This window comes from Thiomonas sp. OC7 (genome assembly GCF_900634595.1).
Taxonomy (GTDB): Bacteria; Pseudomonadota; Gammaproteobacteria; order Burkholderiales; family Burkholderiaceae_C; genus Thiomonas; species Thiomonas arsenitoxydans.
On record NZ_LR131953.1, the window covers coordinates 1912337 to 1939117 of the forward strand.

The 26781-nt window shown below is 65.8% G+C and carries 23 protein-coding genes; 14 read left to right on the forward strand and 9 right to left on the reverse strand.

All coding sequences use genetic code 11. From position 1 onward, the window contains the following. Positions 1-114 precede the first annotated feature (114 nt). Genes BIO17B3_RS09230 through BIO17B3_RS09240 form a run of 3 tightly spaced genes read left to right on the forward strand, consistent with a single transcriptional unit; the run spans position 115 to position 2381 of the window. Complete coding sequence (locus tag BIO17B3_RS09230) at positions 115-888, forward strand: ParA family protein (RefSeq protein WP_013107579.1); 774 nt, start codon at positions 115-117, stop codon at positions 886-888. Further along, positions 885-1451 (forward strand): alpha/beta hydrolase, encoded by a 567-nt coding sequence (locus BIO17B3_RS09235; RefSeq protein WP_156053817.1) that lies wholly within the window; start codon positions 885-887, stop codon positions 1449-1451. The genes BIO17B3_RS09230 and BIO17B3_RS09235 overlap by 4 nt, the downstream gene beginning before the upstream one ends. 27 nt (positions 1452-1478) lie before the next feature. Then, entirely contained in the window at positions 1479-2381 is a 903-nt protein-coding gene (locus BIO17B3_RS09240; RefSeq protein ID WP_156053818.1) for a ParB/RepB/Spo0J family partition protein, read from the forward strand. Here the strand turns inward: BIO17B3_RS09240 and BIO17B3_RS09245 are convergent, their stop codons facing one another. Both BIO17B3_RS09245 and hemP read right to left on the reverse strand, forming a co-directional pair. Continuing rightward, positions 2382-2660, reverse strand: coding sequence for a hypothetical protein (locus BIO17B3_RS09245; protein ID WP_156053819.1), 279 nt, complete (start codon positions 2658-2660; stop codon positions 2382-2384). A gap of 75 nt (positions 2661-2735) precedes the next feature. Beyond that, positions 2736-2876 carry a hemin uptake protein HemP gene (hemP, locus tag BIO17B3_RS09250; protein ID WP_232054362.1) on the reverse strand — a complete coding sequence of 47 codons (141 nt, stop codon included), beginning with the start codon at positions 2874-2876 and terminating at the stop codon, positions 2736-2738. A gap of 224 nt (positions 2877-3100) precedes the next feature. Here hemP and istA point away from each other — a divergent pair, with 224 nt between their 5' ends. Then, positions 3101-4642 carry an IS21 family transposase gene (gene istA, locus BIO17B3_RS09255; RefSeq protein WP_156053820.1) on the forward strand — a complete coding sequence of 514 codons (1542 nt, stop codon included), beginning with the start codon at positions 3101-3103 and terminating at the stop codon, positions 4640-4642. Positions 4643-4654: 12 nt separating this feature from the next. After that, positions 4655-5392 (forward strand): IS21-like element helper ATPase IstB, encoded by a 738-nt coding sequence (istB, locus tag BIO17B3_RS09260; RefSeq protein WP_156053821.1) that lies wholly within the window; start codon positions 4655-4657, stop codon positions 5390-5392. Between the two features lie 503 nt (positions 5393-5895). On the opposite strand, the gene BIO17B3_RS19215 is transcribed toward istB, so the two are convergent. After that, the gene (locus BIO17B3_RS19215; RefSeq protein ID WP_232054238.1) at positions 5896-6882 is read right to left on the reverse strand and encodes a GGDEF domain-containing protein; all 987 of its coding nucleotides are present in this window, start codon (positions 6880-6882) and stop codon (positions 5896-5898) included. Further along, on the reverse strand, positions 6825-7466 hold the full coding sequence (locus tag BIO17B3_RS19220) for a hypothetical protein (RefSeq protein WP_232054239.1): 642 nt from the start codon (positions 7464-7466) through the stop codon (positions 6825-6827). Before BIO17B3_RS19220 ends, BIO17B3_RS19215 begins: the two co-directional genes overlap by 58 nt. 191 nt (positions 7467-7657) lie before the next feature. Between BIO17B3_RS19220 and BIO17B3_RS09270 the strand changes: the two genes are divergently transcribed. The 5 genes from BIO17B3_RS09270 to trxC all read left to right on the forward strand — a co-directional run bounded on the left by BIO17B3_RS09270 (position 7658) and on the right by trxC (position 17045). Beyond that, positions 7658-14317: a non-ribosomal peptide synthetase gene (locus tag BIO17B3_RS09270; protein ID WP_232054240.1), complete on the forward strand. Its 6660-nt coding sequence runs from the start codon at positions 7658-7660 to the stop codon at positions 14315-14317. Positions 14318-14331: 14 nt separating this feature from the next. Next, on the forward strand, positions 14332-15174 hold the full coding sequence (locus tag BIO17B3_RS09275; protein WP_156053823.1) for a helical backbone metal receptor: 843 nt from the start codon (positions 14332-14334) through the stop codon (positions 15172-15174). A gap of 66 nt (positions 15175-15240) precedes the next feature. Continuing rightward, complete coding sequence (locus BIO17B3_RS09280) at positions 15241-15858, forward strand: carboxymuconolactone decarboxylase family protein (RefSeq protein ID WP_156053824.1); 618 nt, start codon at positions 15241-15243, stop codon at positions 15856-15858. 39 nt (positions 15859-15897) lie between these two features. Beyond that, positions 15898-16575: a DUF6790 family protein gene (locus BIO17B3_RS09285; protein WP_232054241.1), complete on the forward strand. Its 678-nt coding sequence runs from the start codon at positions 15898-15900 to the stop codon at positions 16573-16575. A gap of 53 nt (positions 16576-16628) precedes the next feature. After that, positions 16629-17045 (forward strand): thioredoxin TrxC, encoded by a 417-nt coding sequence (trxC, locus tag BIO17B3_RS09290; protein WP_013124577.1) that lies wholly within the window; start codon positions 16629-16631, stop codon positions 17043-17045. A gap of 40 nt (positions 17046-17085) precedes the next feature. On the opposite strand, the gene BIO17B3_RS09295 is transcribed toward trxC, so the two are convergent. Then, positions 17086-17757 (reverse strand): PhaM family polyhydroxyalkanoate granule multifunctional regulatory protein, encoded by a 672-nt coding sequence (locus BIO17B3_RS09295; RefSeq protein WP_156053825.1) that lies wholly within the window; start codon positions 17755-17757, stop codon positions 17086-17088. 173 nt (positions 17758-17930) lie between these two features. On the opposite strand from BIO17B3_RS09295, the gene BIO17B3_RS09300 reads away from it, so the two are divergent. Further along, positions 17931-19115, forward strand: a complete 1185-nt coding sequence (locus BIO17B3_RS09300) for a DUF3108 domain-containing protein (protein WP_156053826.1) — start codon at positions 17931-17933, stop codon at positions 19113-19115. A gap of 48 nt (positions 19116-19163) precedes the next feature. Here BIO17B3_RS09300 and BIO17B3_RS09305 read toward each other — a convergent pair whose 3' ends face one another. Further along, positions 19164-20771, reverse strand: coding sequence for an L-lactate permease (locus BIO17B3_RS09305; protein ID WP_156053827.1), 1608 nt, complete (start codon positions 20769-20771; stop codon positions 19164-19166). Between the two features lie 377 nt (positions 20772-21148). Between BIO17B3_RS09305 and BIO17B3_RS09310 the strand changes: the two genes are divergently transcribed. Then, positions 21149-21430, forward strand: coding sequence for a DUF3567 domain-containing protein (locus tag BIO17B3_RS09310; protein ID WP_156053828.1), 282 nt, complete (start codon positions 21149-21151; stop codon positions 21428-21430). A gap of 20 nt (positions 21431-21450) precedes the next feature. Here BIO17B3_RS09310 and BIO17B3_RS09315 read toward each other — a convergent pair whose 3' ends face one another. Beyond that, positions 21451-22743, reverse strand: a complete 1293-nt coding sequence (locus BIO17B3_RS09315) for an MFS transporter (protein WP_232054242.1) — start codon at positions 22741-22743, stop codon at positions 21451-21453. A gap of 365 nt (positions 22744-23108) precedes the next feature. Between BIO17B3_RS09315 and BIO17B3_RS09320 the strand changes: the two genes are divergently transcribed. Further along, on the forward strand, positions 23109-23459 hold the full coding sequence (locus BIO17B3_RS09320; protein ID WP_013107595.1) for a helix-turn-helix transcriptional regulator: 351 nt from the start codon (positions 23109-23111) through the stop codon (positions 23457-23459). Positions 23460-23521: 62 nt separating this feature from the next. On the opposite strand, the gene BIO17B3_RS09325 is transcribed toward BIO17B3_RS09320, so the two are convergent. After that, entirely contained in the window at positions 23522-24091 is a 570-nt protein-coding gene (locus BIO17B3_RS09325) for a CoxG family protein (protein ID WP_013107601.1), read from the reverse strand. A 234-nt stretch (positions 24092-24325) separates the two neighbouring features. Between BIO17B3_RS09325 and BIO17B3_RS09330 the strand changes: the two genes are divergently transcribed. Beyond that, positions 24326-25336 carry a D-2-hydroxyacid dehydrogenase family protein gene (locus BIO17B3_RS09330; protein ID WP_156053830.1) on the forward strand — a complete coding sequence of 337 codons (1011 nt, stop codon included), beginning with the start codon at positions 24326-24328 and terminating at the stop codon, positions 25334-25336. Position 25337: 1 nt separating this feature from the next. Here BIO17B3_RS09330 and mnmE read toward each other — a convergent pair whose 3' ends face one another. Beyond that, positions 25338-26756: a tRNA uridine-5-carboxymethylaminomethyl(34) synthesis GTPase MnmE gene (gene mnmE, locus BIO17B3_RS09335; RefSeq protein ID WP_156053831.1), complete on the reverse strand. Its 1419-nt coding sequence runs from the start codon at positions 26754-26756 to the stop codon at positions 25338-25340. Between the last annotated feature and the right edge of the window lie 25 nt (positions 26757-26781).

Consider the following 26781-nt stretch of genomic DNA (forward strand, 5'->3'; position numbering starts at 1 on the left):
TCGCGGCCGAGCCATCGGCTCCGGCACAATACAGCCTCGGTTGAGCCAGAAGTCTGTTGGGCTCCTCACTCAGCACCGTTTCACGTGAAACATCGGTTTTCTGGAGAATCCGGCTTGGCGCAGATTTTTTGCATCGCAAACCAAAAGGGTGGCGTCGGCAAGACCACCACCAGTGTCAATCTGGCGGCCGCCCTGGCGAACATCGGCCAGCGCGTTTTGCTGGTCGATATGGACCCGCAGGGCAATGCCACCATGGGTTCCGGTGTGGACAAACACGCCCTTGAGGCCTCGGTTTACGAAGTTTTGATCGGGCAGGCCGAGCTTGCCCAGGCCCGGCAACGCAGCGCCAAAGCCGGGTATGACCTCATCGGCGCCAATCGCGAACTGGCCGGCGCCGAAGTTGAGCTGGTCAGCCTGCCGCAGCGAGAGCGCCGACTCAAGACCGCGCTTGCCACCGTCGATGCCGACTACGACTTCATCCTGATTGACAGCCCGCCCGCCCTGGGCCTGCTCACACTCAACGGCCTTTGCGCCGCGCACGGCGTCATTGTTCCGATGCAATGCGAGTACTTCGCCCTCGAAGGGCTGTCCGATCTGGTCAACACCATCAAACAGGTGCACGCCAACCTCAACCGCGATCTGCGCATCATCGGCCTGCTACGGGTGATGTTCGACCCGCGCATCACCTTGCAGCAGCAGGTCAGCGAACAAATCAAAAACCATTTTGGCGACAAAGTGTTCAACACCGTCATTCCCCGCAACGTGCGCCTGGCCGAAGCGCCAAGTTACGGCCTGCCTGGCGTGGTGTTCGACCCAAGCAGCCGCGGCGCCAAAGCCTTCACCGAGTTCGCCCAGGAAATGGTTGACCGCCTGGCCGTGGCCGCATGACCCGCATTCTGCTGCTCCCCGGCTGGCAAGGCTCGAGCGACGGGCACTGGCAGCGTCGATGGGAAAGGCTTTACGGCGACACCGTGGTGGAACAGGCCGACTGGGACTTTCCGCGCCGCGGCGACTGGATCGCACGGCTGGAAGACGTCATCCTCGCCCAGCCCGGCCCGGTCGCGCTCGTCGGCCATAGCCTGGGCTGCCATCTGATCGACGCCTGGTCGGCCAGCACGCGCCATGCCGACCGCGTCGTCTGCGCGCTGCTGGTCGCGCCGCCCGATATGGAGAGCAATGAACTGCCCGCCGCCTTGCTCCCCTGGCGACATCCCTTGAGCCAAGCGCCGCTGCCCTTCCCTGCCATGCTCGCCGCCAGTACCGACGACCCCTATTGCCGCTGGCAGGTCGCACAACAGCTCGCCCAGCGCTGGGGGGCCCGCTGCGCCAACCTCGGCGCCTGCGGGCACGTCAATACCGCGTCCGGCCTGGGCGATTGGCCCCAAGGCCGTCAACTGCTGGACGCGATACTGCCGCCCGCCCAGCACCCTACCGACCTTTTTTCTGCTTGATCACCCAGCTTGATCCGTCTCACGCTCATGGCAACCAAAAAACCCAAAGGACTCGGCCGCGGCCTCGACGTGCTGCTCGGCCCCTCCGTCGAACTCTCGGAAACCGACGCCGCCGCACTACGCGAACTGCGGCTGGACGATCTCGTGCCCGGCCGCTACCAGCCCCGTGCGCAGATGGACGAGGGCGCCCTCTACGAACTGGCGCAGAGTATCAAGGCGCAAGGCGTAATGCAGCCCGTGCTCGTTCGCGCCCTGCCCGATGGCCGCTATGAAATCATCGCCGGCGAGCGCCGCACCCGCGCCGCCCGCCTTGCCGGGCTCGACAGCGTGCCCGCACTGGTGAAAGAGGCCGACGACCGCACCACCCTAGCCATGGCCCTGATCGAAAACCTTCAGCGCGAAGACCTCAATCCGCTGGAAGAAGCCCGCGGCATCGCCCGGCTGATCGAAGAGTTCGGCCACACTCACGAGCAGGCCGGGCAAGCCGTCGGCCGCTCGCGCACCGCCACCAGCAATCTGCTGCGCCTGCTGCAACTGAGCGAGACCGTGCAGACCATGCTGCTGGCGGGCGATCTCGACATGGGTCACGCCCGCGCGCTGCTATCGCTCGACAAGGCGCAGCAGGTTCAGGCCGCACAGCAAATTCTGGCCAAACGCCTGAGCGTGCGCGAAGCCGAGCGACTCGTGGCTCGCACCCAGCAAGCGCAGAACCCGGGCGCCACGCCCAAAAAAGCCAAAGCCGCCAAAGATCAAGACTGGAAGCGGCTGGAAGAAGAACTGTCGGAACGCTTCACCGCCCCGGTTGAAATTCGCAGCAAGGCGGGCCGCAAAGGCCAGCACAGCGGAGAAATCGCGATTCGATTTTCCTCGCTCGACGAGCTCGACGGGCTGCTCGCGCTGCTGCGCGGCGGTGATAGCGCTCAACCGTAATTACTGCAACGCCGACGACGCCGTCGCAAAGCGGCAGGCCGAATGCGCATCGGCCCGCTCCACCTCGCAGCCCAGCGTCAGCCAGTACGCTGCCAGACGGCGGCAGACGATGCTGAGTTCGGCGCTGAGTTGAGGGTGTTGCTGCAAGGTCTGCAGATTACGGCCGATTTTCTGCATGACCGCCAGACTGGGCTTGTCCGCGTAAAACGTCATCAACGCCAGGGTTCCGGCCAACAGCGGCTCGGCGGAGTCGACTCGGGTTTTCTGGGTATTCGGCATAAAAATCGCATGGCTGGCTAATGTGCTGGAGGACTAGTCCACACAAGGCTGGCGAGCAAAGCTGCGAGAAATCAACTACTTGGTCAAAATCAACTTGTCCTGCCGCGTTAAACGCAGTTGGTAAGTCTGCCCCTGATGGCGAATCTGCACCACAGAGCCTTGCCGGAACAGCTCGCGCGAATGCAGGGTCAACCCCGCGCTCGCACCCGGCTCCAGCGCGGAGACTACGTTCGCCGCTCGCGGCAATGGCTTGCACAGCTGCGTATTTCAGCCCATCGTGGACGGCATTTCAGGCTGATCGTGGACGGCATTTCAGCGGGATCGTGGACGGCGTTTCAGCCTGATCGTGGACGCTGTTTCAGCGTCATCGTGGACGATTGGGGGTGGCGGCAAGTGATTTCCTAGGCGGTCTAGGCTGGTCGATTTTTTGATCGAAGCCGATGCCCACAACCAGAATCACGATGCGCCAGATCCGAGAAGCATTGCGCCTGCACCTGCAGGTTGGGTTGACCTATAGCGAAGTGGCCCGCGCGCTCAAGCTGTCCAAGAGCGCGGTGGGCAAGTACGTGTCGCAGGCCCGCGTGGCCGGGGTGGACTGGGCGGTGGCCCAGACGCTGACCGACGTTGAGCTGGAGGGGCGGCTGTACCGCCCGCCGGTGCCGCGCGCCAGCGATCATCTCGCCCCCGATTTTGCCGCCATTCACCAGGAACTCAAGCGTCCCGGCGTGACGCTGATGCTGCTGTGGGAGGAGTACGCGCAGGGCAACGCGCTGGCCTACAAGTACACCAGTTTCTGCGTCAAGTACCGCGCCTGGGCGCAGACCCTCAAGCGCTCCATGCGCCAGGTGCATGGGGCCGGCGAGAAGCTGTTTGTCGATTACGCCGGGCAGACGGTGCCGATCACCGACGTGGCCACCGGCGAGATCAGCGCTGCACAGATCTTCGTGGCCACGCTGGGGGCGTCGAGCTACACCTACGCCTGCGCCACGCCTCGGCAGACCACCGCCGACTGGATCGGCGCGCAAGTCCAGGCGCTGGAGTTCTTCGGCGGCGTACCGCGGCTGATCGTGCCCGACCAGGCGCGCGCCCTGATCAAACACCCCGACCACTACGACCCGCTGCCCAACCGCACGTATGAGGAATTTGCCAACCATTACGGCTGCGCGCTGCTGGCCGCACGCCCGGCGCACCCGAGAGACAAGCCCAAGGTCGAGGGCGCGGTGCTGCTGATCGAAAGGTGGATCCTGGCGCGGCTGCGCAACCGTCGCTTCTTCAGCCTGATCGAGCTCAACGCGGCGATCGCCGCGCTCATTGCCGATCTGAACCTGCGCCCGTTCCAGAAGCTGCCCGGCTGCCGCCGCGACGCCTTCCTGGCCCTCGACGCCCCGGCGCTCTCGCCCCTGCCAGCCACGCGCTACGTGGTTGGCAACTGGAAGCAGGCCAAGGTCAACGTCGACTATCACGTCGAGTTCGAGGGGCACTACTACAGCGTGCCGCACCGCCTGGTGGGCAGTTCGGTGGAGATGCGCGCGGGCGCCGGGCTGCTGGAGATCTTCTGCGCCAACCAGCGCGTGGCCTGTCATGCGCTGAACGCCCGGCGCGGCCAGCACTCCACCACGCCCGAGCATATGCCAGCCTCGCACCGTGCGCACCTGGAGTGGACCCCGGCCAAGCTCATCAAGTGGGGCCAGAGCATCGGGGTGGCCGCCGCGGGCGTCGTGACCTGGCAACTGGAGAACCGCCCGCATCCCGAGCAGGGCTACCGCGCCTGCCTGGGCCTCAAGCGCCTGGCGCGTGAGTACACGCCCCAGCGCCTGGAAGCGGCCTGCGCCAGGGCGCTGGCGATCCGCTCGCCCACTTACCGCAGCGTGGCCTCAATCCTCAAGAGCGGGCTTGATCGCCAGCACGCCTCAATCCCCACGGCGGCGTCCACCGCCTTGCCCGAGCACGAGAACGTGCGCGGTGCCGATTACTACCACTGACGGAGAACAACGATGCTCAATGAACACACCCTCGACCAACTGCGCGCGCTGCGCCTGGACGGCATGGTCCACGCCCTGACGGAGCAGGCCAGCAGCACGGCGGCAGCCGCCCTGGCTTTCGACGAGCGGCTCACGCTGCTGGTGCAAAGCGAGATCGCCTGGCGTGACGGCCGCCGCCTGCAGCGCCTGCTCAAGGCGGCCAGGCTCAAGGTTTCTGCTGCCTGCGTGGAGGACATCAACTGGCGTGCCAGCCGCGGCCTGGACCGTCATCTCATCGCCAACCTGGCCGGTGGCGACTGGCTACGCCATGCACAGAACTTGCTCATCACCGGCGCCACGGGGTGCGGCAAGACGTGGTTGGGTTGCGCCCTGGCGCATCAGGCCGCCCGCGCGGGCTTCTCGGTGCTGTACACCCGCGCAGCACGCCTGTTCGACGAGCTGCAGGTCGCCCACGGCGACGGCAGCTATGCCAAACGCATGACCCAACTGGCCAGGCTTGACTTGCTGCTGATTGACGACTTTGCGATCGCGCCCATGGGCGCGGCCGAGCGCAATGACTTGCTCGAACTGCTCGACGACCGCGTCGGCAGCCGCTCCACGCTGATCACCAGTCAGCTTCCAGTGAAAGCTTGGCATGCCTACCTCGACGACCCCACGCTGGCTGACGCCATTCTCGACCGCATCGTGCACAGCAGCCACAAAATCGAGCTCAAAGGCCCATCGCTGCGCGAGAAGGATAAAGATCAATGACCCCCCAGAACCTCCGCCACCGCTGCGCCGAACACGCCTTATCCACCGCGGCGGCCGGTCCGTCGCAAGCGCCGTCCGCCGCCGTGGATAAGCCTGCAAAGAATCCCCTCACCAACCGCTTCGCAAGAACCGTTTCAGGCTGATCGTGGACGTTTGAGATACAGTCCAACCCATCGCTTGCGCGCACCCCACGCGCGTCCACGATCGCGCTGAAACGCCGTCCACGATCAGACTGAAACAGGCGTCCACGATCGCTGAAATGCGCACACAGCCCCGGGTTCATCGTGACCACTCCATCGCTGCCCACGTCAGCAGCAGCACCACCAACAGACTGAGCCCAAGTTCTGCATATCCCATGATCGATCTCCCAAGTCAGGTCGGCCCGGAATCAGACCCACCGAGGCGAAACGCTCTGCGCCATCGCCATGGGGGCTATCTTATTGCGAATAATTCTTATTTGTAGGAATGCCCTCATGATTCAGAGGGAATAGCGTGAACAGACCCTAATCGCAATACAGCTCGGTGCGATTACGCCCGCCCTGTTTGGCGCGATACATCGCCTGATCGGCCATCGACAGCACCCGGTCGATGCTCTGCACCGGCGCATCGCATCCCGCGATGCCCAGACTCAGGCTCAAGCGCACCACTCCGGCCGAGGTCTGGAACGGGTGCGCCGCGACGAACTCGCGCACCCGTTCCGCCACCTCCAAGGCCTGCGACGCGCGCGTATGCGCGAGCAGAATGCAGAACTCCTCGCCGCCCATGCGAGCGAACACATCGCCCTCGCGCAAAAGCGACAGCACCACCTGGGCGAACTCCACCAGGATTTCGTCACCCACCGGGTGGCCATAGCGGTCATTGATCTGCTTGAAATGGTCGAGATCGATCAGCATGATGCAAGGCCCTGGCTGCCCTGCGGGCCGCGTCCGCAGGGCGTGCTCGACCATGGCGAAAAATCCGCGTCGGTTCTGCAGCCCGGTCAACGGATCGGTGTGGGCCAGCGCGCGCAATTGCTGTTCAAGGTGCTTCTGCGCTGAAATTTCGACCATGCCCGTGACAATGCAGTCCTCCCCGGCAAAGCGCAGCGGGCGCATAGACAAGAGCGCGTCCACACCCTGCCCTCCAACCGTCTTCAGCCGCACTTCAGCCTGACGCACCGTGCCCTCGGCTTGCAGACGCTCGAGCAACTGCAGGCGCTGCGCCGGATTTTCGTAAAAATCGGTCGTAAACACGTCGCCGTGCGAGAGATCATGCGGGTCGAACAGCACCTTCGCCGCCGCGTTGTAACGCAACACCCGAGAATCGGCCACACGCACCAGCACCAGTGGCATCGGCGAGGCGTCGAACAGGTGTTCGAGGTTTTCCTCGCTTTGCTCGGCGCGCTGGCGCGCCTGCTGGGCCGCTTGCGCCTGCTGTTCGAGTCGGCGTCGGTCTAGCCAGGCCAGCCGCATGCCCCGGCTGAGCGAGACCGCAATCTGCCATCCGGCCACGTTGGCAAAGCCGAACAGCACCAGCGCGATATTGACATATTTGGCGTCAAAATGCAGCGAAGTCCAGACAACGATCGCGAACAATACGGTAAAGACCCCCCCACCCACATCGCCTCGCGCCGCAACACGGGCACATAGGCATAGCCGGCAAAAATCAGCGCCAGTGCGGTGATCGAGTGATAGTCTGCGCTGCCGCCATAGGCCAGCACCACCAGCAGGAACAGCACCATGATGCTCAGCTCGAAGCCGAGCAGCGCCGTCGCCACACGGCGCACATCCGGCACCTCCTTGGCCCGACCCACCCGCGCCAGCCACAGGCCCCAAGCCAGAATGCCAAAGCGCGCGACCAGCAAGCTCCAGTACACCGCCGTTGGACCAAGCACCGAAAGGTCGGTAAAGGTGGCGGAGAGAAAGGCCAAGGCGCCATAAAGCCCGATCTGCCGCACCCGGTGGCCGATCACGCCCCATTCCGCGCGGATGAATATCTCGTCCTGCTGGCGGTCAGAGAAAAGCCCATCCCTCCCGATGTGCCAGGAAGGATCCGCTTCACCGGGGGGCGCAACCGCATGCAAAGAGTCGGACATGGGCAAATTGGCACATCAACAAAACACGCATCGTATTGCCCAGACTACGCTTCGCAAAACTCGCCCTCCAAACGGAAGCGAAATAGTTCACAAAACCGGCCCGAGTTGAAGTCAACCGTCATCAAGCCCCACCTAAGATGCCGCAAACAGCAGAAAATTCGTCTCTGCCGCACCCGACTTCCTCTTTCTGCATGTCAACCACGCTCTTGAGCCATCTCCCAGACGCCGACGCCACGCCACGAGCCTGTGACGAGCGCTGGCCCTTGAGCCAAACCCAGCAGGACATTCTGCTGCGCCAGCAGTTGCTAGGCAGCGCCATCTACAACATCGGCCTGACGGTGACCATCGACGGTGCGCTCGATGTGCTCGTGTTGCAGCGCGCCATTCAGGAAGTCGCCGCCGCCGAACCCATGCTGCGCGCCCGCGTGGTCGAGACCTCTCAAGGAAACGCCGGGCCGCCCCAAGTTTCCTTGACCCCCTCGGGGGGCGGGCTGGGCGCAGCCCGGCCCTGGGGGCACTCAGAAGGCCCGCAGTGGCAAATCGCCTGGGCGCAGTCCTGGCGATTGCCCTACACCGACTTTTTCGCCGAGACCCACAACCCCGACCGCGCCGCCCAGCTCGCCGCGCAGGCCATCGAGGCGATCAAAACCGAACCTACGCCCCCGCAAGGCCCCCTCCTCTGGAAATCCGCCCTGTACCGCACCGCCGCGCAGCGCTACGCCTGGCTGCTGTGCTTCAACCACCTTCTGCTCGATGGCTATGGCGTCATGCGGGTCGGTCAGCGCATCGCTCAACGCTACAACGAGCTGCTGGACAATCCCCTGAGCGCCCCGCCGCAGCCCGGACCCGACTACGCACGGTTCCTCGAAAGAGAGCAGGCCTACCTGCAGTCCGCCCGCTTCGAGCGAGACCATTCCTTCTGGCAGCAACGCATCGCAGGCGCCCAAGCGTTGGCCGCGGTTTCGGCCCCCGACCTTCAAACGCCACCCGAACCGCTGGTGCATCAGTGGCGCGTTAGCCCATCGACCTGGGCGCACTATCTGCAACAGGCGGCCGAACAGGGCCTGACCCCGGCGCAGGGCATCCACTTTTTTCTGGCAACGTACATCGCGCGTGTGACCGGACAGGCCGATGTGCTCATCGGCATGCCGCTGCACAACCGCAAGGACACCCTCGACAAACAGACCGTCGGTCTGTTTGCCAACACCCTGCCCCTGCGACTCAACACCGCCGACGACGACAGCCTGCCCAGCCTCATGCGCGCGCTGGCCGAAGACACCCGGCAGATCCTGCGCCATCAGCAATATCCGCTCGACCGCGCCCTGGCGCGACAGCCGCCCCGGCAGGGCATCGCCGGCATGCACTTCGACCTGATGGTGTCGTTCGAAGACTTCGATCCGCACGCCACGCTGGGAGACGCCCGCCTGTCCTTCGCCCCCTTCAGCGGACAACCCGGGTTTGCGCCGATCGCCGCCTATGTGCGCCAATACGGCGACTCCGAAAATCTGCCCATCGATCTGGTGATCGACCCCCGCGCCCCTGCCGCGCTGCGGCATACCGAATTTCTCAGCGCCCGTCTCGATCAGCACCTGGCCGAACTCATCGCCCATCCGCAAGCCCGTCTGCGCGATCTCGACCTGCTGTGCACCCAGGAGCGCGCCGCACTGGCCGCGCTGAACCACACCGCCCAGCCCCACCCGGCGCCGCAGTGCATGCACCTGCTCGTCGCCGAACAGGCGCGCGCCACGCCGCAGGCCGTTGCGGTGCGCTTCGGCGACACCCAGCTGAGCTACGCCGATCTGGAGCAGGCCGCCAACCGCCTGGCGCACAGCCTGCGCGGCCTGGGGGTGCAACGCGACGTGCTCGTTCCCGTCATCATGGAACGCCGCGTCGAACTCGTCGTGGCCCTGCTCGCCGTGCTCAAGGCCGGCGGCGCCTACGTTCCGCTGGACGCCGACCTGCCTCCCGAACGCCTGCAGCGCATCCTGCTCGATACCCAGGCCCGCGTCGTACTCGCGCAGCCGTCGCTGCAGCCCGCCGTGCGAGCGGCCGCGGCTTCGGAGACGCCGCAACTTCTCGATGTCGATCTGACGCCGCCCTACGGCGACGTTGACGCCCCCGTCACCGAAAGCACCCCCGACGATCTCGCCCTGGTCATCTTCACCTCGGGCTCCACCGGGCAACCCAAGGGCGTGATGATCCCGCACCGCGCCCTGTGCAACCACAAGCTGTGGAACGCCCGCGTGCTCCAGTTCGGCCCGCACGACCGGCTGCTGCAAAAATCCTCGCTGAGTTTCGACGCGTCGATCTCCGAATTTTTCATGCCCCTGATCTGCGGTGCGGCGGTTCACCTCGCCCCGCCCGGCCTGCAGCGCGATCTGCCCGCCCTATTGCAAACCGTGCGCGAACAGGGCATCACCCACCTCACCCTCGCGCCCACCACCGCCCGGGCGCTGGTGGACGACCCCCAGCTGCCCGCCTGCACCAGCCTGCGTTGCGTTCAGTTCGGCGGCGAGCCGCTGGACGCCGCCCTTGCCGCGCGCTTTCAGTCGCTGCTGCCGCAGGCCACCCTGCTCAACTACTACGGCCCGAGCGAAACCACCGAAGACAGCACGCTCTACGCGCTCTACGTCGTGGACGGCCCCATCACCCAGACGCGCGGCAACCTGCCCGTCGGGCGACCGATCGACAACACTCGCGCCTACGTGCTCGACGAGCAGTTGCGGCAAATGCCCTTCGATGTCACCGGCGAAATCGGCATCGCCGGTCTGGGCGTGGCGCGGGGCTACGTCGGCCAGCCCGAACTCACCGCCGAGCGCTTTTTGCCCGACCCTTTCTGCCCCGGTGAGCGCCTGTACCGCACCGGCGATCTGGGCTACTGGTCAGCCGACGGCCAGCTGCACCTCGTTGGCCGCAATGACGAGCAGATCAAAATCCGCGGCTTTCGCATCGAAATCGGCGAAATCGAACGCCGCCTCGCCGCCCACCCCGCCGTGGCGCAGGCGGCGGTCATTTCCTGGATGCCGCGCGAAAACGACCCGCAACTGGCCGCCTATATCGTCTGGCGCGAAGGCCATGACCCCGCCTCGGTTGCCGCACTGCGTCAGGCGCTGCAGATCAGCCTGCCGCACTACATGGTGCCCAGCGCCTGGCAAGTGCTCCCCACTCTGCCCCTGACCCCCAGCGGCAAGATCGACAAACGCGCCCTGCCCGCGCCGCAGCTTGAAGCCGCCACGACCCTGCCGCGCCTCTCGCCGCGCACCCCCACCGAACAAACCCTGTGGACCATCTGGCATGAGGTGCTGGGCACCGAGGCTTTTGGGGTGCTCGATCACTTTTTCGAGCTGGGCGGGCACTCGCTCACCCTCACCCAGGTGCGCTCGCGCATCCAGCAGCACTTCGGCATCGAACTGCCTCTGGCCGATCTGTTCACCCACCTCACCCTCGCCGAGCTGGCGGCGCACATCGACCAGCGCCAGCATCCCGCCAGCCCGGCTGACGCCATGCCCGCCGTCGATCGCAGCGGCCTGCTGCCCACCTCGCTGTCGCAGCGGCGCATGTGGGTCATTCAGCACTTTCACCCGGAATCCGTCGCCTACAACATCACCGCGCCGGTCAGGCTCAAAGGCACTTTCAATCTGAGCTTGTTCGAGCGCGCGCTCGATCTGCTCATCGCCCGTCACGAAGGCTTGCGCACCCAGTTCGTCCTGCGCGGCGAGGAGCCCGTACAGATCATCCTGCCCGCCCTGCGCGTGCAGCCCGACTATCGCGACCTGCGCTCGCTGCATGCCGACGAGCGCGAAAACGCCGCCCGCCAGATCGCCTCGGCGCTGCTGGCCCAGCCCTTCGACCTTTCCGCGGCGCCCCTGTTTCGCATCAGCATCCTGCAAATGCAAGACGACGAGCAGGTGCTGCTCTGGGTGTTCCACCACGCCATTGCCGACAACTGGGCGCTCGCCGTGTTGTCGCGCGAAACCCTGCAGATCTACGCCGCACTGCTGCGAGGCTGCACCGATCCGGCCAACATGGGTCTGGCGCCCCTGCGCACCCAGTACGCCGACTACGCCGCCTGGCAGCGCAGCGCGACGGTCAGCGCGGCGCGCGAGTCACATCTTCAAGCGTGGCTGCAAAAGCTCGAAGGACTGACCGATCTGCCCTTGCCCACCGACTATCCCCGCCCGGCGCAACCCAGCTTTCTGGGCCATACGATTTACGCCCCGCTGTCCGAGCCGCTGCAGCGCGCGCTGCAAGGCTATGGCGCGCGCCACGGCGTCACGCCGTTCATGGTGCTGCTGGCCAGCTTCAACGTGCTGCTGGCGCGCCTGAGCCGCCGCACCGACATCGCCGTGGGCACACCCATCGCCAACCGCCACCATGCCGCCACCGAGCAGCTCGTGGGCACCCTGGTCAACACCTTGGTGATGCGCAACACGGTCGAGCCGCAAGCCACTTTCGATCAGCTCATGCAGCAGGTGCGAGCCACCGCCCTGCACGCCTACGCCCACCAGGATGCCCCGTTCGACGAGCTGGTCGAACGCTTGGGCGCGCAGCGCGCCGATCACCCCCAAGACCTCGTGCGCGTGCTGTTCAACGTGCTCAACGCCCCGGCGGGCCAACTGGCCGATGTGCCCTTCACCTACGAAGCCTTCGATTTCGATCGCGTGGCCGCGCAGTTCGACCTGTCCATCCACGTCGATACCGAGTTCACCCACCGCATCCAGCTCGAATACGCCACCGATCTGTTCAGCTTGGATACCGCGCAGCGCCTGCTCGACAGCTATGTTTTTCTCACCGAGCAACTGCTGGCGCAACCCGCTCTGCCCGTGTCGAGTCATGCCCTGGTCACGCCCGCCCAGCGTGCCGTGCTCGATCAGTGGAACGCCACGCCGCAGCCGCTGACCGCGCCGCTCACCCTGCCCGCCGCGCTGCTGCTCGACGCGCCCGACCGCCGCAGCCGCCTCGCCCTCACCGACGCACTGGGCCATACGCTGCGCTACGGCGAACTTCACGCCCGCGCGCTGGGCATCGCCCACCACCTGCGCCAGATGGGCGTGGGACGCGGCGACCGCGTCGGGCTGTGCCTGCACCGTCACGCCGACATGCTTGCCGCGCTGCTGGGCGTGCTGCAGTCTGGCGCCGCCTATGTCCCGCTCGACCCCGGCTTTCCGCCCGAGCGCCTGCATTACATGGCCACCGATGCCCAGCTGCGCTGCCTGCTCACCCAGACCGCCCTGCTGCCGCTATTGGCCAATGCCGACGTGCCGCAACTCGCGCTCGACAGCGCGCCGCTGGCCGGGCTACGCCGCGACGCCCCCCTCCCGCCCGACCCCGCCCGCGACGCCCGCCCCGACGACCCGGCCTACCTGATCTACACCTCCGGCTCCACCGGGCGGCCCAAGGGGGTGGAGGTGCCGCACCGCGCCGCGGTGAATTTTCTGCACAGCATGGCGCGCGAACCCGGGCTGCAAAGCGACGACATCCTGCTCGCCGTGACCACGCTCTCGTTCGACATCGCCGTGCTCGAACTGCTGCTGCCGCTGACCGTGGGCGCGCGCGTGGTGCTGGCCGATCACGCCCAGTCGCGCGATCCCTTTGCCCTACGCGACCTGCTGCAAACCAGCCAGGCCACGGTGCTGCAAGCCACGCCCTCGACCTGGCGCATGCTGCTCGACGTCGGCTGGCCCGGCAACCCCGACCCCTCCCGTCCCCCCAGACTTCGCGCCTTCATCGGCGGCGAAGCCCTGCCCGCCGATCTGGCGCCGCGTCTACTCGCCGCCTGCGCCGAAGTATGGAACCTGTACGGCCCGACCGAAACCACCGTCTGGTCCACCTGCTGGCGGGTGCAGCCGGGGCAGCCCATCGTAATCGGCCGCCCCATCGCCAACACCCAGGTCTGGATACTCGATCCGCAGGGCCAGCTCTGCCCCATCGGCACGCCGGGCGAAATCCACATCGGCGGCGCCGGCGTCACGCTGGGCTATTTCCAGCGGCCCGAACTCACCGCCGAGCGCTTCATCCCCGATCCGTTCAGCGCCGATGCCCAGGCCCGTCTCATGAGAAAACGCAGGGCCGCCCCAAGTTTTCTTGTCCACCTCGCGGCTTGCAAGCCGCTCGGATTCGGGTCCGTCCAAGCTGCCACAGGGCAGCTTGGAGCCGCGGGCCTCATCCCCCTCGGGGGGCCTGACGCGAACGCGGCAGGTATGGGGGCGCTCTATAAAACCGGCGATCTCGGCCGCTGGCGGCACGATGGCCAGCTCGAACACCTCGGCCGCCTTGATCATCAGGTCAAGATTCGCGGCTTTCGAATCGAACTGGGCGAAATCGAAGCCGCGCTGCGCGAGCAAGCCGGCGTGGCCACCTGTGTGCTCACCACCTACGCCCCCACCCCGGAAGACGTGCGCCTCGTCGCCTACCTCGTGGCGAAGCCGGGCGCCGCGCCCAACCCGGCCGATCTGCGCCAGGCCCTGCGCGCGCGCCTGCCCGACTACATGGTGCCGCAGCACCTCGTGCCACTCGACGCCTTGCCCCTGCTGCCCAACGGCAAGCTCGACCGCGCCGCCCTGCCCGCGCCCCAAACCGCCGCCCCGGCGGCGCACACGCGCCAAGCCGCGCGCCTGCCGTCCACGCCGCAAGAGCAGCAGATCGCCGCCATCTGGCGCGAGCTGCTCGGCGTCGAGCGGGTGCAACTCACCGACAACTTCTTCGATCTGGGCGGCCATTCCCTGCTGGCCATGCGCGCCGTCATCGCCATCGAGCAGCAGCTCGGCTGGCGCATCGCCCCGCGTCGGCTGATTTTCGAAAGCCTGGGGCAACTCGCCCGCCCCGGCGCTGCTGAACCTCACACCATCTGAGCCCGGCGCCCGCCATGCCCGCTGTGCCCGTCTGCGACGCCCTCGGCCAGCCGATTGCCGTAGCCGACGCCCAGGCGCGTATCGCCAGCCTCGTTCCCAGCCTGACCGAAACCCTGTTCGCCCTCGGGCTGCGGCAGCACCTCGTGGCCCGCACCGGGTTCTGCGTGCATCCCCGCACCGAGGTACGCGCCATTCCCAAGGTCGGCGGCACCAAAGACGTTCACCTCGACGCTCTGCGCGCGCTGCAGCCCACCCATGTGCTGGTCAACATCGACGAAAACACCCGCGAAACCGTGGATGCGCTGCGCACCTTCGTGCCCCACATCATCGTCACCCATCCGCAAGTTCCGCAAGACAATCTGAGCCTGTTCGACCAGCTCGGCGCGGCCTTCGGCAGCCTGCCCGGCGTGACCGAGCGCGTCGCCGCCCTGCGCCAGCAGTTGCAAGCCGTACTGGAAGACGTGCAAACCCGCCCCGGCGCGCCGCGCAACGTGCTCTACCTCATCTGGCGCGATCCGTGGATGACCGTGGCGCGCGACACCTACATCAGCCAAAGCCTCGCCGCCGTGCGCTGGCACACCCTGCCCGAGGTGCTAGGTGGCGATGGCCTGCATCAGCCCGGCCGAAGCCGCTATCCGGTGTTCGACTGGTCGGCAGACTGGCTCGGCGCGGTGGACGAGGTACTGCTGTCCAGCGAGCCCTATCGCTTCGGCGCCCGGCATGCGGCCGAAGTGCGCAGCCTGCTCGCCGCGCGCGGCTTGCACCCGGCCGTGCGCTGCATCCCCGGCGAATGGGCCAGCTGGTATGGCGTGCGCGCCATCGACGGCCTCAGGCAACTCGCCGCACTGGCGCGCTGAAGCCGCTGGCCTCAGCGCCCAAGCGGGGCTACAGTCCAGCCATTCCATTTTCTTTATGTTTCCATCATGCCGCGCATCGCCTATTTGCCGCAACACCACGCCGAGCCTGAAGAACTGGTGGCCGCCATACGCCAGCGACGCGGCGGAGAACTGCTCAACCTCGACCGCATGCTGCTGCACAGCCCCGCATTCGCGCGCGGCTGGAACGGCCTGCTGGGCGCGGTGCGTGGCGAGCTAGAGCTCGAAGCCGATTTGCGCGAACTCGCCATTTGCGTCGTGGCGCGACTCAATGGGGCCGAGTATGAATTCATGCATCACGCCCCGCTGTTCCTAGCCGCCGGCGGCTGCGCCGAGCAGCTCGCGCTGCTGCACGACATTCCTGCGGCGGTGGAGAACCGGCTGGCGTTCTCCCCCCGCGAGCGCGCAGTGCTGGCGCTCACCTACGACATGACCCGGCGCGTGCGGGTGAGTGAAGCGCATTTCGCCGCCGTCCGCGCCTTGCTGTCGCCCAAGCAAGTGGTCGAGCTCGTCGGCGTGGTCGCCACGTACAACATGGTGTCACGGTTCCTGGTGGCGCTCGACGTGGGCATAGAAGACCGCTCTCAAGGAAACGCAGGGCCGCCCCAAGTTTCCTTGACCCCCACGGGGGGCGGGCAGGGCGCAGCCCGGTCCAGGGGGCGCTAAGAGTCGGACGCGGCGCACTGAAGCAAAAAAGAGGACGACATGAGCGCATTCTGGCCGCTGTTTGCGCAACAGGCGCTGCACTACCGCACCTTCACCCTGATCGTGATCGGCCTCGTGCTCGGAGCGCTGGCCTTGCTCATCAGCAAACGCGCGCGGCATGATCTGCGGGTGGCGCAAGTGCTGCTGCGCTGGTTTTTGCTGTGCGCCGTCGGCGTGGGTTTTCTGGGCGTAAGCCTGCAGCATCTGCTGCCGCACACCACCCCAGACCCGGCCGGTTTTCAGATTGGCCTGGCCGCCGCAGGGTTTGCCGCGGTAGGCGTGGCCAGCGCCTGGGGCGGCATCGGCATGCGGCTGGCCGCGCTGCTCGGGCCCACGGCCTGGATCGTCGGTGCACTACTGGCACAGCGGCGGACGCGGTCAGCGTGTTCCGGCCCGGTGATCTGCTCCTGCCGCTGGTCGGCTTCGCCCTGCTGGTCTGGCAGTTCCGCGCGCAGCGACACCGCAGCGTATTTGCCCGTTCGCGGCTTTGATCAATACCCCCCGAAATCCTCGCTGCGCCCGGCTCTCCCCCAAAGGGTGCGAGAACCCCTTGGGGCGGCCCGACGGGGTTCTCAGCCCAGCCCCCCCCCCGAAAGCCTCGCTGCGCTCGGCTCTCCCCCCAGGGGGGCGAGAACCCCTTGGGGCGGCCCGGCGGGGTTCTCTGAACCTCTGGGTTGAAAACCGTCTGGCCTTGCCGCATATTCGCGGTATTGCCATTTGGAACAACCGCCATGCTCATCGTCTGCCCCCACTGCGCCACGCTAAACCGCGTTCCCGACGACCGCCTGAAGGACGCCCCGGTCTGCGGGCAATGCGGTCAGGAAATCCTCCCGGCCGCCCCCGTCACCCTGACCGATGCCAACTTCGAGCGCTTCATCGCCAAAAGCGAGCTGCCCGTGCTGGTGGACTTCTGGGCGGAATGGTGTGGCCCGTGCAAGATGATGGCGCCGCAGTTCGCCCAGGCGGCCATCCAGCTTCAAGGCCGGGCGGTGCTGGCCAAGGTGGACACCGACGCCAACCCGCAGGTGTCAGTGCGCAGCCGCATTCGCAGCATTCCCACCCTGGCGCTTTATCGCGGCGGGCAGGAAGTCAAACGCCAGTCCGGCGTCATGCCGGCGCAAGAACTGGTGCGCTGGGTAGGCGCATAAGTCGGCGCATAAGTCGCGCCCCTCCGAATCGGCCTGCGACTCAACGCGACGCTTTGCCGGTCGCTTTGCTTGCTACCTTGACTGCCGCCTTGCCGCGTTTGGCCGCAGGCGATGCGGGCCGGGCGGACACTTTTCGAGCCACACGGCCCACAGTCTTTGCAGCCGGTTTTTTCGCCGCCACTTTCTTCGCCCCAGGTTTGGACGAGCTCACCGGCGCGGCCGAACCCGCAGGCGTTGCCCCGTTCTCCTGCAACGCTTGGCTCGCCAACTCGGTGAATTGCTGGGTCATCGCATTCCACCACTGCATCGGGTCGAACAGCGGCGATGCACCCGCTGCGGCCTGCGGCGACTCGGCGGACTTAGCCGGCTCGGCTTGCGGCGCTTCCGTGGGCTGCACGGCGGCGGGCGCCGGTGGCGGCTCGGCCACCATGCCCTTGGCGAAGTCCTGCATATCCACATTCATGGTCTTGAGCGCCCGCAAGGTCATGCGCTGCACCTCCAGCGCCTGAATCATGTTTTGCGTCATGCGCGCATTGGTTTCCAGCCAGCTCAGCACGGCCTTGAGGTCGGTGATCTTCTGCTCGATCTCTTCCACATCGAGGGTCGGCGCCACCCAGTTGGCAAACTGCGAAGGCATGCCCGCGCCTTTGAGCAGGGTCTGAAAAAACTCCATGCCGGGAATGAAATCCTTGAACTCGGGAATTTGCGCCATGACGGCCTCCTCATGCGTTGTGCGGGGGATGGGTGCAGCATACGCGCGGCGCTGCCAAGCGAGAACCCGCATCCGCCCTGCGAACACTCCCAAGCGAACGGCAAAATAGCAGGCATGTTTCCCCGCTCAAGCCGCATCGCCGCACGCCGTTGGCTCGCCACGAGGCCCTGGCCATGACGACCGATCGGCGTACCCGCGGGCGGCAGGGCTGGCGCACCATCGCGCTGCTCGCGCTGGGGGTGGTCGCCCTGCATCTGGCCGCGCTCGATTGGCTCGGCACCGCTTTCCGCCCTCTGGCCGCTGGCAAACTGCCCGAGCCGATCTACACCCAGCTTCTCAAACCCACGCCCCCCGTCGTCACTGCGGCACGCCCTGCGCCCGCGTCGCCGCCCAAGCCCGCCAAGGCGAAACGGCCACCGGCGCTACAGCCTGCACCCATGCCTGCTCCCGAGCCCGCAGCCGACATCGCCCGCCCCCGCCCATCCGAAACCGTCGCCTCCCCTGCGCAGGCACCTCCGGTCCCGGTGGAAGCCCTCAGCGCGCCACCGCCGCCCACATCGGCGCCGCTTCTGGCCGCCGCGACCAGCCTGGGTGACCTGGCGCCAGCAGACCAAGTCAGCCAGCCCGCGCGTCCCATCCCCACCGAATCCAGCCCGACCCCCACGGCCAGTGCACCGGCCTCAGGCGCGGCCCCGCGTCCCTGGCCACCCTCCACCCGGCTGTCCTACACCATCACCGGCTACTGGCGCGGCCACCTGCACGGCAGCGGCGCATTGGTCTGGACGGTCGATGGCGACCACTACGAGGCCCGCCTCTCCGGCAGCGCGCTGATCGGCTTTTCCTACCGCAGCACCGGCCGCATCGAAGGCGACTGGCTCGCGCCCTCGGAGTACACCGAGCGCGTGTTCACCCGCGAGAAATCCGTGCATTTCGACCGCGGCGACAACACCCTGCACTTCAGCGCCAGCCCCGCAGTGCTGCCCTTGCCGCCTCATGTGCAAGACAGCGCCAGCTTGTTTCTGCAACTCGCCAACCGCCTCAGCGTCGCTCCCGGCGACTTCCACCCCGGCGCCACGCTCAGCTTCGCCGTGGCCCGACCCAGCGGCATGGCGGACTGGGCCTTCACCATCGCCGGCATGGATATCGTCGATACCCCGATCGGATCACTGCCCTGCTGGCATATCGTGCGGCAGGCCACGCAGACCAACGACCTCGGCGCGCAAATCTGGCTGTCGCCGCAGCTGCAAAACCTGCCCGTGCAAATCCGCCTGCAGCACTCCGCTGATAGCTATCTGCTTTTCACTCTCGACCACGCCGAACAAGCTGGCACAGCGGCCCCAGAATCGGCCAAGCCATGAAAGACGCCGCGCAGAGCGCGGCGTGTGCGGCGGGGAAAAGAGAACGACTCAATGCGGCGGCAACACCGGAATCATCCAGGTCAGCACATGCTGCTGCAGATAGACCAGGATGCCCAGCAGCAAGGTGAGAAACACGCTGTGCTTGAAGGTGCGGGCGAACACCACGCCCTCCTTGCCCTTGAGCGCCGTAGTCGAAACGCCCGTGGCGATGTTCTGCGGCGAAATCATCTTGCCCATCACCCCGCCGGACGAATTGGTCGCCGCCATCAGCACGGGATCGAAGCCCAGCTGCCGCGCGGCAACCACCTGCAGATTGCCGAACAGCGCATTGCCCGATGTGTCGCTGCCCGACAGGAACACCGCCACCCAGCCGAGAAAGGCCGATACCAGCGGAAATAGCGCGCCGACACCGGCTACTCCCAGCCCAAGCGTGTAACTCATGCCGGAATAGTTAAGCAAAAAGGCCAGGCCGACGATCATGCACACCGTGAGCACCGCAATCCGCACCTGCACCCAGGCATCGCGCATCGCCGCAAAAAACTCCCCCACCGGCAGCCGCACCAGCACCGCCGTGATCACCGCAGACAACAAAATGGCCGTGCCCGTGCCCAAAGGCTGGAAGTCCCACAAGGCCACGTACGGCTTGTTGTAAAGCGTGATGAACACCTGTTTGTCCAGGCCCGGCCAGAGCACCTTGATCTCGCCAAACGCAAAAATCTTGGCATAGACCCAGAAAATCACCACCACGGTAATGACCACCCAGGGCAGCCAGCCACCATAGCCCACGCGCGCTTCATTCGGCGCGCGCACTGGGCGGGCAATGGCGAATTCCGGGTCAGGGGCCGGGCTCCAGATTTTGAGAAAACCAACCGTCAGAATCAACGAGAACATCGAAGCCAGCACATCGGTCAGCTGATAACTGATGAAGTTCGATGAGACGAACTGCGCCAGCGCAAAGCTGCCGCCGGCCACTAGCAAAGCGGGCCACAAGGCGCGGATCGACCGCAGCCCTCCGTAAATCGCAATGACATAAAACGGCAACAGAAAGGCAAAAAACGGCAACTGTCGCCCCACCATCGCCGCCAGCGGCTCTGATGGCATGCTCGTTACCGCGCCCAACACCGTCAGCGGCACGCCCAATGCGCCAAACGCCACCGGCGCCGTGTTGAAAATCAGGGTGTAGGTCAGCGCCTCCAGCGCCGGGAAGCCCAGGCCGATGAGCAAGGCACTGGTAATCGCCACCGGGGTGCCAAAGCCCGCTATCCCTTCGAGCAGACAACCGAAGGAAAACGCCACTACCAGCAACACCAGCCGACGGTCGTTGGGCAGATGCTCCAGCATCCACAGGCGAAACATTTCAAACCGGCCCGACTTGACCGCCACGTTGTAGAGCACCAACGCGCTATACACGATCCACATCACCGGCAGCAAGGCAAACACCACGCCGAGCGCGACGGCATTGAACGCGAGCCCCAGCGGCAACTGCCAAACGCCAACAGCAATGATCAGTCCCGCGACCAAGCCCACCGCAGACGCCTGCCATGCCGGTCGCCGCAGCACACCCAGCATCAACAGCACGATGGCAATCGGAATGGCCGCCACCAAAAACGAGGGCAGCAAAGCGCCGCCCACCGGGGTCAGAATTTGATGAAACATGCTTGTCTCCCGCCCGATAGCTCGCTGTGCGCGCTCCGGGCCTATCAATGTGCGATGTGAACAGTGAAATCCCCGCACACGCCAGTAATCCGTCCGTTGCGAAGTCTGGTTTGTGCAGCGCCGCAAGCCTATGAGCGCTCTGCAAGGCGAGCAAGCGAATCGCGGCAATTCTTACGTCTTGTTGCAGGTGAGCGATGACAGTCAACACAGATTTGCGATGCGCACTGGCAATCCTCCGCGCAGACCCGGATGGACAAACCGGCGGTCAACGCAAGCCCATCGCCGGGCGTTGTGCATTTAACAAAGTTGCGCGTTTTTGTCGGGCTTGTTTTTTGCTTCGATGTCCACATCTCCTCATCAACCAGCGGAGAACCACCATGCAAACCATGATCTATGACTCAGACGCCTTTTGTGTCCTGCAGCTCGACTGGTCGGGCGCGCAGGAGTCTCGAACCGACCACGAAACCGACCTCTCTCGCGGCGGGTATGAAATCGTCGACAAATTCGCCCGCAAGGAAATTTTTCTGGGCGGCCGCGCAGCCGAAGGGTTTCGCGCCAGCGTGCAGCAACTCATCGCCCAAGAGCCCAGCAGCGAAGAAATCGACGATTTTCTCGACCGCTATTCCGCCCTCTCGCGGCAGTCTTTGCATGCGCATTGAATGAGCGCCCCAGGCGGGGTTCAGCCCGGGGCCACCGCCACGGCATAAGGTCGGGCGTGAGTTTCGCGCGCCAGCAGCACGCACAGCACCGACAAGGCAATCCAGGCCAGCAGCACACCATTGGCCGCCTGAAATGCCGTGCCGTCATACAGCCGCGCACCGCCCGCCTGCTGCCCCGTCCAGAACTGATCGAGCACCCAGCCCAGCAAAGGCAACTGCACCAGCGCGCCCACCATCACCCCCGTGTTGTGCACGCCCGATGCGGTACCCGCCAGCCGCTGCGGCACTGATTCCTTGGCCCAGGCGAAACCCACCACCATGCCGCCTGAACCCACCGAACTCAGCAGCAACGCCAGCAACAACAAGCTCCAGGGCGCCTGCGGCCAGGCCACTAGCAGGCCAAAGCCCGCCAGCATCATCACCCCGCCGAGCAGATAGGGCAATTTGCGCCGACGCAGCCGGTCGGAAACCCGCCCCCACAGCACCCCGCCCACCGAAAACGCCACCAGCATCGACGCCACCACCCACGAGGCCCGCCCCGCCGACATCTGCCGCTGCTGCACCAGAAACGGCATCCCCCAAAGCGTGGTGAAGGTCAAAAACGCGCCGCAAACTCCGCCGGGCGCGATGAACAGCAAAGCGGTATTGCGATAGCGCCAAACTTCGCCCAGACCCCGCCCGACCTCTCCCAGCGTCTGCGCCTTGCGCGCAGGCAGATAGCCGTCGAACCCCATGTCCTCTGGCCGGTTGCGAATACGCAGCAAAGCCAGCAGCGACAAACCCAGGCACAGCACGCCCACCGCGCCGAGCACCCAGCGCCAGCCAAAACTGTGCGACAAAATCAACAAAGGTGCTTGCGCCAACACCGCGCCCAGCGTGCCCAAGGCGAGCGACAACCCCGACATGGTGCCGAACACCCGCGGTGCAAACCACGCGGCGGAAAGCTCCAGCAACGACACCCAGGCCACGCCATGCCCCAGGCCGATCAGGGCCCGTGCCACGGCCGCCGACTCAAAGCTGCCCGCCACCGCAAACAGCAGCGCGCCGACCCCGGTCACCGCCTGCCCGACCACGATGAGAATCTTCGGGCCGAACCGATCGTTGGCGATGCCCGTCGGAATTTGCGAGGCCGCGTAAAAGTAGAAGTAAAACGACGCCAGATTGCCCAACTGCGCGGCGTTCAGATGGAAGTCGCGCATCAAATCGACATTGAGCACGCCCGGCGTGACCCGCAGGAAAAACCCCACCATATAAGCCGCCGCCGCGATCCCCCACAGCAGCAAGGCCAGACGAACAGGAGGATGACGGAGCATGTGTGGCATCGGCTTGCTTGCTGCAACGGTGGGCAAAGCAGAGCAGCTTACCCAATTCGGCCCGCTTGCGGCGAACAGCGGTGAAGCTCATGAGAAAACGCAGGGCCGCCCCAAGTTTTCTTGTCCACCTCGCGGCTTGCAAGCCGCTCGGATTCGAGCTCCGTTCAAGCTGCCACAGGGCAGCTTGGAGCCGCGGGCCTCATCCCCCTCGGGGGGCCTGACGCGAACGCGGCAGGTCTGGGGGCGCTCTCAAACCGCGCACATCGGCACGATTGGCGCCCCAAGGCTCATGCGGGTCCCGCAGAAGCGCCACTTTCTTGTGTTGCATCAAAACCTTACAATTTGATATTCATAGACTCCAAATCATGAATATCGCCGAACTGCCCCCCCAGACAGCGCCGAACCTCATCCTGCCGACGCCGATGCATCGGCTTGCCCGCCTGGAGCGCATGGCCGGCGGGGATGTCGTGCGCATTCTCAAGGCGCTGGCGCACCGCGAGCGTCTGGCCATTCTCTGCCTGCTGATGGATGGCGAGCGTTGCGTGCGTGAACTCGAGCACGAGGTCGGCATGCGCCAGGCCGCTTTGTCACAACAACTCGCCAAGCTGCGCGCCGAAAACATCGTCGAAGCCACCCGCCGCGGCCGCTTCGTGCACTACCACATCAAAAGCCAGCAGGTGCTCAACGTCGTCCGCGCCCTGTGTCCGGCTGAATAAACAGCGGCCGCCTCGGTGGCAGCAATCGGCAGCAACCGGCAACGATTGTCAGCAAGGGCACATCACCAAGTGCCGTGCAGCCCCCAGTACACGATAAACACCAGCACCAGGGTGGATATCGCCCACCCCCAAGGGGGCATCATGCCCCACAGTCGGTCGAGGGCACCGGCGCCGTCGTCCACCGGCAGTTGCCCGCGCATGACCTGATCGAAGCGGGAGAAAAAGGTCTCCGCCAGACTCTGCGCCGTGCTGTCCACCGTGCCCTTGCCCAGCTGGCCGATGGCGCCGCCCACCTCGGCGGTAGCCTGGTAGTTCATCTGCGTGCCGCCGTCTGCCGTGGGCTGCAACGCGACCAGGGCGCGGCCCAGGCCAAAACCGGCGCTCCCCGCGTTGCCCTCGAAGCGCAGCACGTAGCTGTGCGGCGGGTTGGGGTCTTCCAGCGTGAGTGTGCTGCTGAAGCGCGTCTTGAACCCGGCGACCGCCAGCACTTGCACGATCTCGAAATGTCCCGATCCGGTGTCGGTGATCGATTCGCAACCTGGAATGCAGGCTTTGAGCACTTCCGGGCTGTTGAGCGCCTCCCAGGTTTTCTGCGGGCTGGTGGGCAGCAGCCATTTCCCTTTGACATCCATTTCGGCCTCCATGTCGTCTCACCCAGCCGCGTCGTTCGAATCATCGGACGGCAGACGGGCATATATCAAGACCAGCTTATATTCTGTGACTGACGACAGACGCAAGCTGCGGTGCAACAAAATCGGGAAACTCCTATTCGGGGCATTACCGATCCGCCCGCTGCGGCGCCTTTCTTCCGCGCTGTTCCAAGGGCCTACACTGACCGGCTCTGGTGTTTCATCGGACGGATAACCATGCAGATCACCGTGCTCGACGACTATCAGGATGCGGTGCGCAAGCTCGATTGCGCGCAGCAGCTCGACGGTCACGACCTCAAGATATTCAACAACACCGTCAAAGGCGTGGGGCAGCTCAGCGTGCGCCTGCGCGACACCCAGGCGCTGGTGCTGATTCGCGACCGCACCGTGCTGTCGCGGCAATTGCTGGAAAAGTGTCCCAAGCTGCAGCTCGTGGTGCAGACCGGCCGGATCGGCCCGCATGTGGACGTGCAAGCGTGCAGCGATCTGGGCATCGCCGTAGCCGATGGGCAGACCGACCCCGGCGTCACCGCCGAGCTGACCTGGGCACTGGTGCTGGCCGCCATGCGGCGTCTGCCGCAGTATGTCGCCAGTCTGAAGCATGGCGCCTGGCAGCAGGCCGGGCTGAAGTCGCAGTCGATGCCGCCCAATTTCGGTCTCGGTCAGCGCCTCGCGGGCAAGACGCTGGGCATCTGGGGCTATGGCCGCATTGGCCAGCGCATTGCGCGGTACGGGCAGGCTTTCGACATGCGGGTTCAGGTCTGGGGCAGCGAGGCCTCGCGCACGCGCGCAATCGAGCATGGCTTGCTGGCGGCCGAGTCGCGTGAAGCCTTCTTCGCCACCAGCGACGTGCTCAGCCTGCACCTGCGCCTCACCGACGCCACCCGCCATCTCATCACTCTGGCCGATCTGTCGCTGATGCAACCCACCTCTTTGCTCGTCAACACCGCCCGCCCCGACCTCCTCGCCCCGGATGCGTTGGTGGCCGCGCTCAATCGCGGCCGGCCGGGTCTGGCGGCGGTCGATGTGTTCGAAGCCGAGCCGATTCTGCAGGGCCATCCGCTGCTGCGACTGGAAAACGCCATCTGCACGCCGCACATCGGCTTTGTCGAGCAAGATCACTACGAGCAGATGTTCGCCCAGGCCTTCCGGACCATCGCCCAGTTTGCCGCGGGCGATCTGAGCGCGGCGATCAATGCAGGCGATTTATCGCCGCGCCGACCTTGATTTATTTGCCAATACAGAAACTGGAAAAAATCGCCCCGAGCAGATCGTCTGGGGTGTATTCGCCGGTGATCGCCATCAGCGCCTGATGCGATAGCCGCAATTCCTCGGCGAGCAGATCCAGCGGCGCCTGCGCGTCCAGCTCGATCAGGCGCAAGGCCGCCCCGAGGTGTTGCCCGGTTTGCTCCAGCGCCTGCACATGGCGCTGACGGGCGATGAACACACCCTCGCTGGTCGGCTGCGCCCCTGCCAGTTGCAGCAGCTTGAGACGCAAGTCCTGCAGACCGTCTCCGGTCGCGGCGGAAATCCAGACCGACTCACCGGCCTCCACGCCCCATTGCGCCCAGACTTGTGGCAATAGCCGCGCCTGGGCGAAGGTTTCGACGCAATCGCGCTTGTTGAAAACGTGGAGCAGGGGCGCGCCCTTGGGGAGTCCGCGGGCGATTTCCGCCTCGGCCTGGGCATAGCCCGGCGCCTGCAGACGAGTGAGATCATGCAGGAACACCACCACATCCGCACCGGCGATGGCGTGCCAACTGCGCTCCACGCCGATGCGCTCCACCGCGTCGGCGCTGTCGCGCAGGCCTGCGGTATCGACGATGTGCAAGGGCACGCCCTCGATCTGGATGGTTTGGCTGACCTTGTCTCGCGTCGTGCCCGCAATGGGCGTAACGATGGCCAGCTCGGCCCCCGCCAATGCGTTGAGCAAGGAGCTCTTGCCCACATTCGGCTGCCCTGCCAGCACCACCTGGAGTCCTTCGCGCAGCAGTGCGCCCTGCCGCGTCTTGGCCTGCACCTGCTGCAGCGTCTGCTGCAAAGCCTGCAAACGCCGCTGCGCCTGTGCCTGGCGCAAAAAGTCGATGTCTTCCTCGGGAAAATCGAGCGTGGCCTCGACCAGCAGGCGCAACTCGACCAGCTCGGCGGCCAGTGCGCGCACCGCCTGCGACAACTCGCCGGCCAGCGCCCGGGTGGCGCTGCGAGCAGCCGCCTCGGTGCTGGCCTCGATCAGATCGGCCACGCTCTCGGCCTGCGCCAGATCGAGTTTGCCGTTGAGAAACGCGCGCCGGGTGAACTCGCCGGGCTGCGCCACCCGCAAGCGTGAAGAAGCCCCCAGTTCGAGCAGCCGCGCCAGCAGCAGTTGCAGCACCACCGGCCCACCGTGGATCTGCAGCTCCAGCACATCTTCCCCGGTGTAGGAATGCGGCGCCGGAAAAAACAGCGCCAGCCCTCGGTCTATCACCCCGCCCTGACCATCCCCAAACGGCAGGTAAGTGGCATGGCGCGGCAGCAGCGCCCGGCCCGTGATGGCCTGCGCCAAAGCCCCGAGCGATTTACCCGAAGCCCGGACGATGCCCACGGCGCCGCGACCGGGTGCCGTGGCAATGGCCACGATCGGATCGGCGTCTTGCGCCAACAGATTCATGGCCTGGCAACCGCGCGGATCGAAT

Coding starts and splice junctions, on each gene's coding strand:
- BIO17B3_RS09285 (WP_232054241.1), top strand. CDS start 15,898: ATGAGCGCATTCTGGCCGCTGTTTGCGCAACAGGCGCTGCACTACCGC.
- BIO17B3_RS19220 (WP_232054239.1), bottom strand. CDS start 7,466: ATGTCCGACTCTTTGCATGCGGTTGCGCCCCCCGGTGAAGCGGATCCT.
- BIO17B3_RS09270 (WP_232054240.1), top strand. CDS start 7,658: ATGTCAACCACGCTCTTGAGCCATCTCCCAGACGCCGACGCCACGCCA.
- mnmE (WP_156053831.1), bottom strand. CDS start 26,756: ATGAATCTGTTGGCGCAAGACGCCGATCCGATCGTGGCCATTGCCACG.
- BIO17B3_RS09280 (WP_156053824.1), top strand. CDS start 15,241: ATGCCGCGCATCGCCTATTTGCCGCAACACCACGCCGAGCCTGAAGAA.
- istA (WP_156053820.1), top strand. CDS start 3,101: ATGCCCACAACCAGAATCACGATGCGCCAGATCCGAGAAGCATTGCGC.
- BIO17B3_RS09295 (WP_156053825.1), bottom strand. CDS start 17,757: ATGGCGCAAATTCCCGAGTTCAAGGATTTCATTCCCGGCATGGAGTTT.
- BIO17B3_RS09325 (WP_013107601.1), bottom strand. CDS start 24,091: ATGGATGTCAAAGGGAAATGGCTGCTGCCCACCAGCCCGCAGAAAACC.
- BIO17B3_RS09240 (WP_156053818.1), top strand. CDS start 1,479: ATGGCAACCAAAAAACCCAAAGGACTCGGCCGCGGCCTCGACGTGCTG.
- BIO17B3_RS09310 (WP_156053828.1), top strand. CDS start 21,149: ATGCAAACCATGATCTATGACTCAGACGCCTTTTGTGTCCTGCAGCTC.
- istB (WP_156053821.1), top strand. CDS start 4,655: ATGCTCAATGAACACACCCTCGACCAACTGCGCGCGCTGCGCCTGGAC.
- BIO17B3_RS09245 (WP_156053819.1), bottom strand. CDS start 2,660: ATGCCGAATACCCAGAAAACCCGAGTCGACTCCGCCGAGCCGCTGTTG.
- BIO17B3_RS09300 (WP_156053826.1), top strand. CDS start 17,931: ATGACGACCGATCGGCGTACCCGCGGGCGGCAGGGCTGGCGCACCATC.
- BIO17B3_RS09320 (WP_013107595.1), top strand. CDS start 23,109: ATGAATATCGCCGAACTGCCCCCCCAGACAGCGCCGAACCTCATCCTG.
- trxC (WP_013124577.1), top strand. CDS start 16,629: ATGCTCATCGTCTGCCCCCACTGCGCCACGCTAAACCGCGTTCCCGAC.
- BIO17B3_RS09275 (WP_156053823.1), top strand. CDS start 14,332: ATGCCCGCTGTGCCCGTCTGCGACGCCCTCGGCCAGCCGATTGCCGTA.
- BIO17B3_RS09235 (WP_156053817.1), top strand. CDS start 885: ATGACCCGCATTCTGCTGCTCCCCGGCTGGCAAGGCTCGAGCGACGGG.
- BIO17B3_RS09315 (WP_232054242.1), bottom strand. CDS start 22,743: ATGCTCCGTCATCCTCCTGTTCGTCTGGCCTTGCTGCTGTGGGGGATC.
- BIO17B3_RS09305 (WP_156053827.1), bottom strand. CDS start 20,771: ATGTTTCATCAAATTCTGACCCCGGTGGGCGGCGCTTTGCTGCCCTCG.
- BIO17B3_RS09330 (WP_156053830.1), top strand. CDS start 24,326: ATGCAGATCACCGTGCTCGACGACTATCAGGATGCGGTGCGCAAGCTC.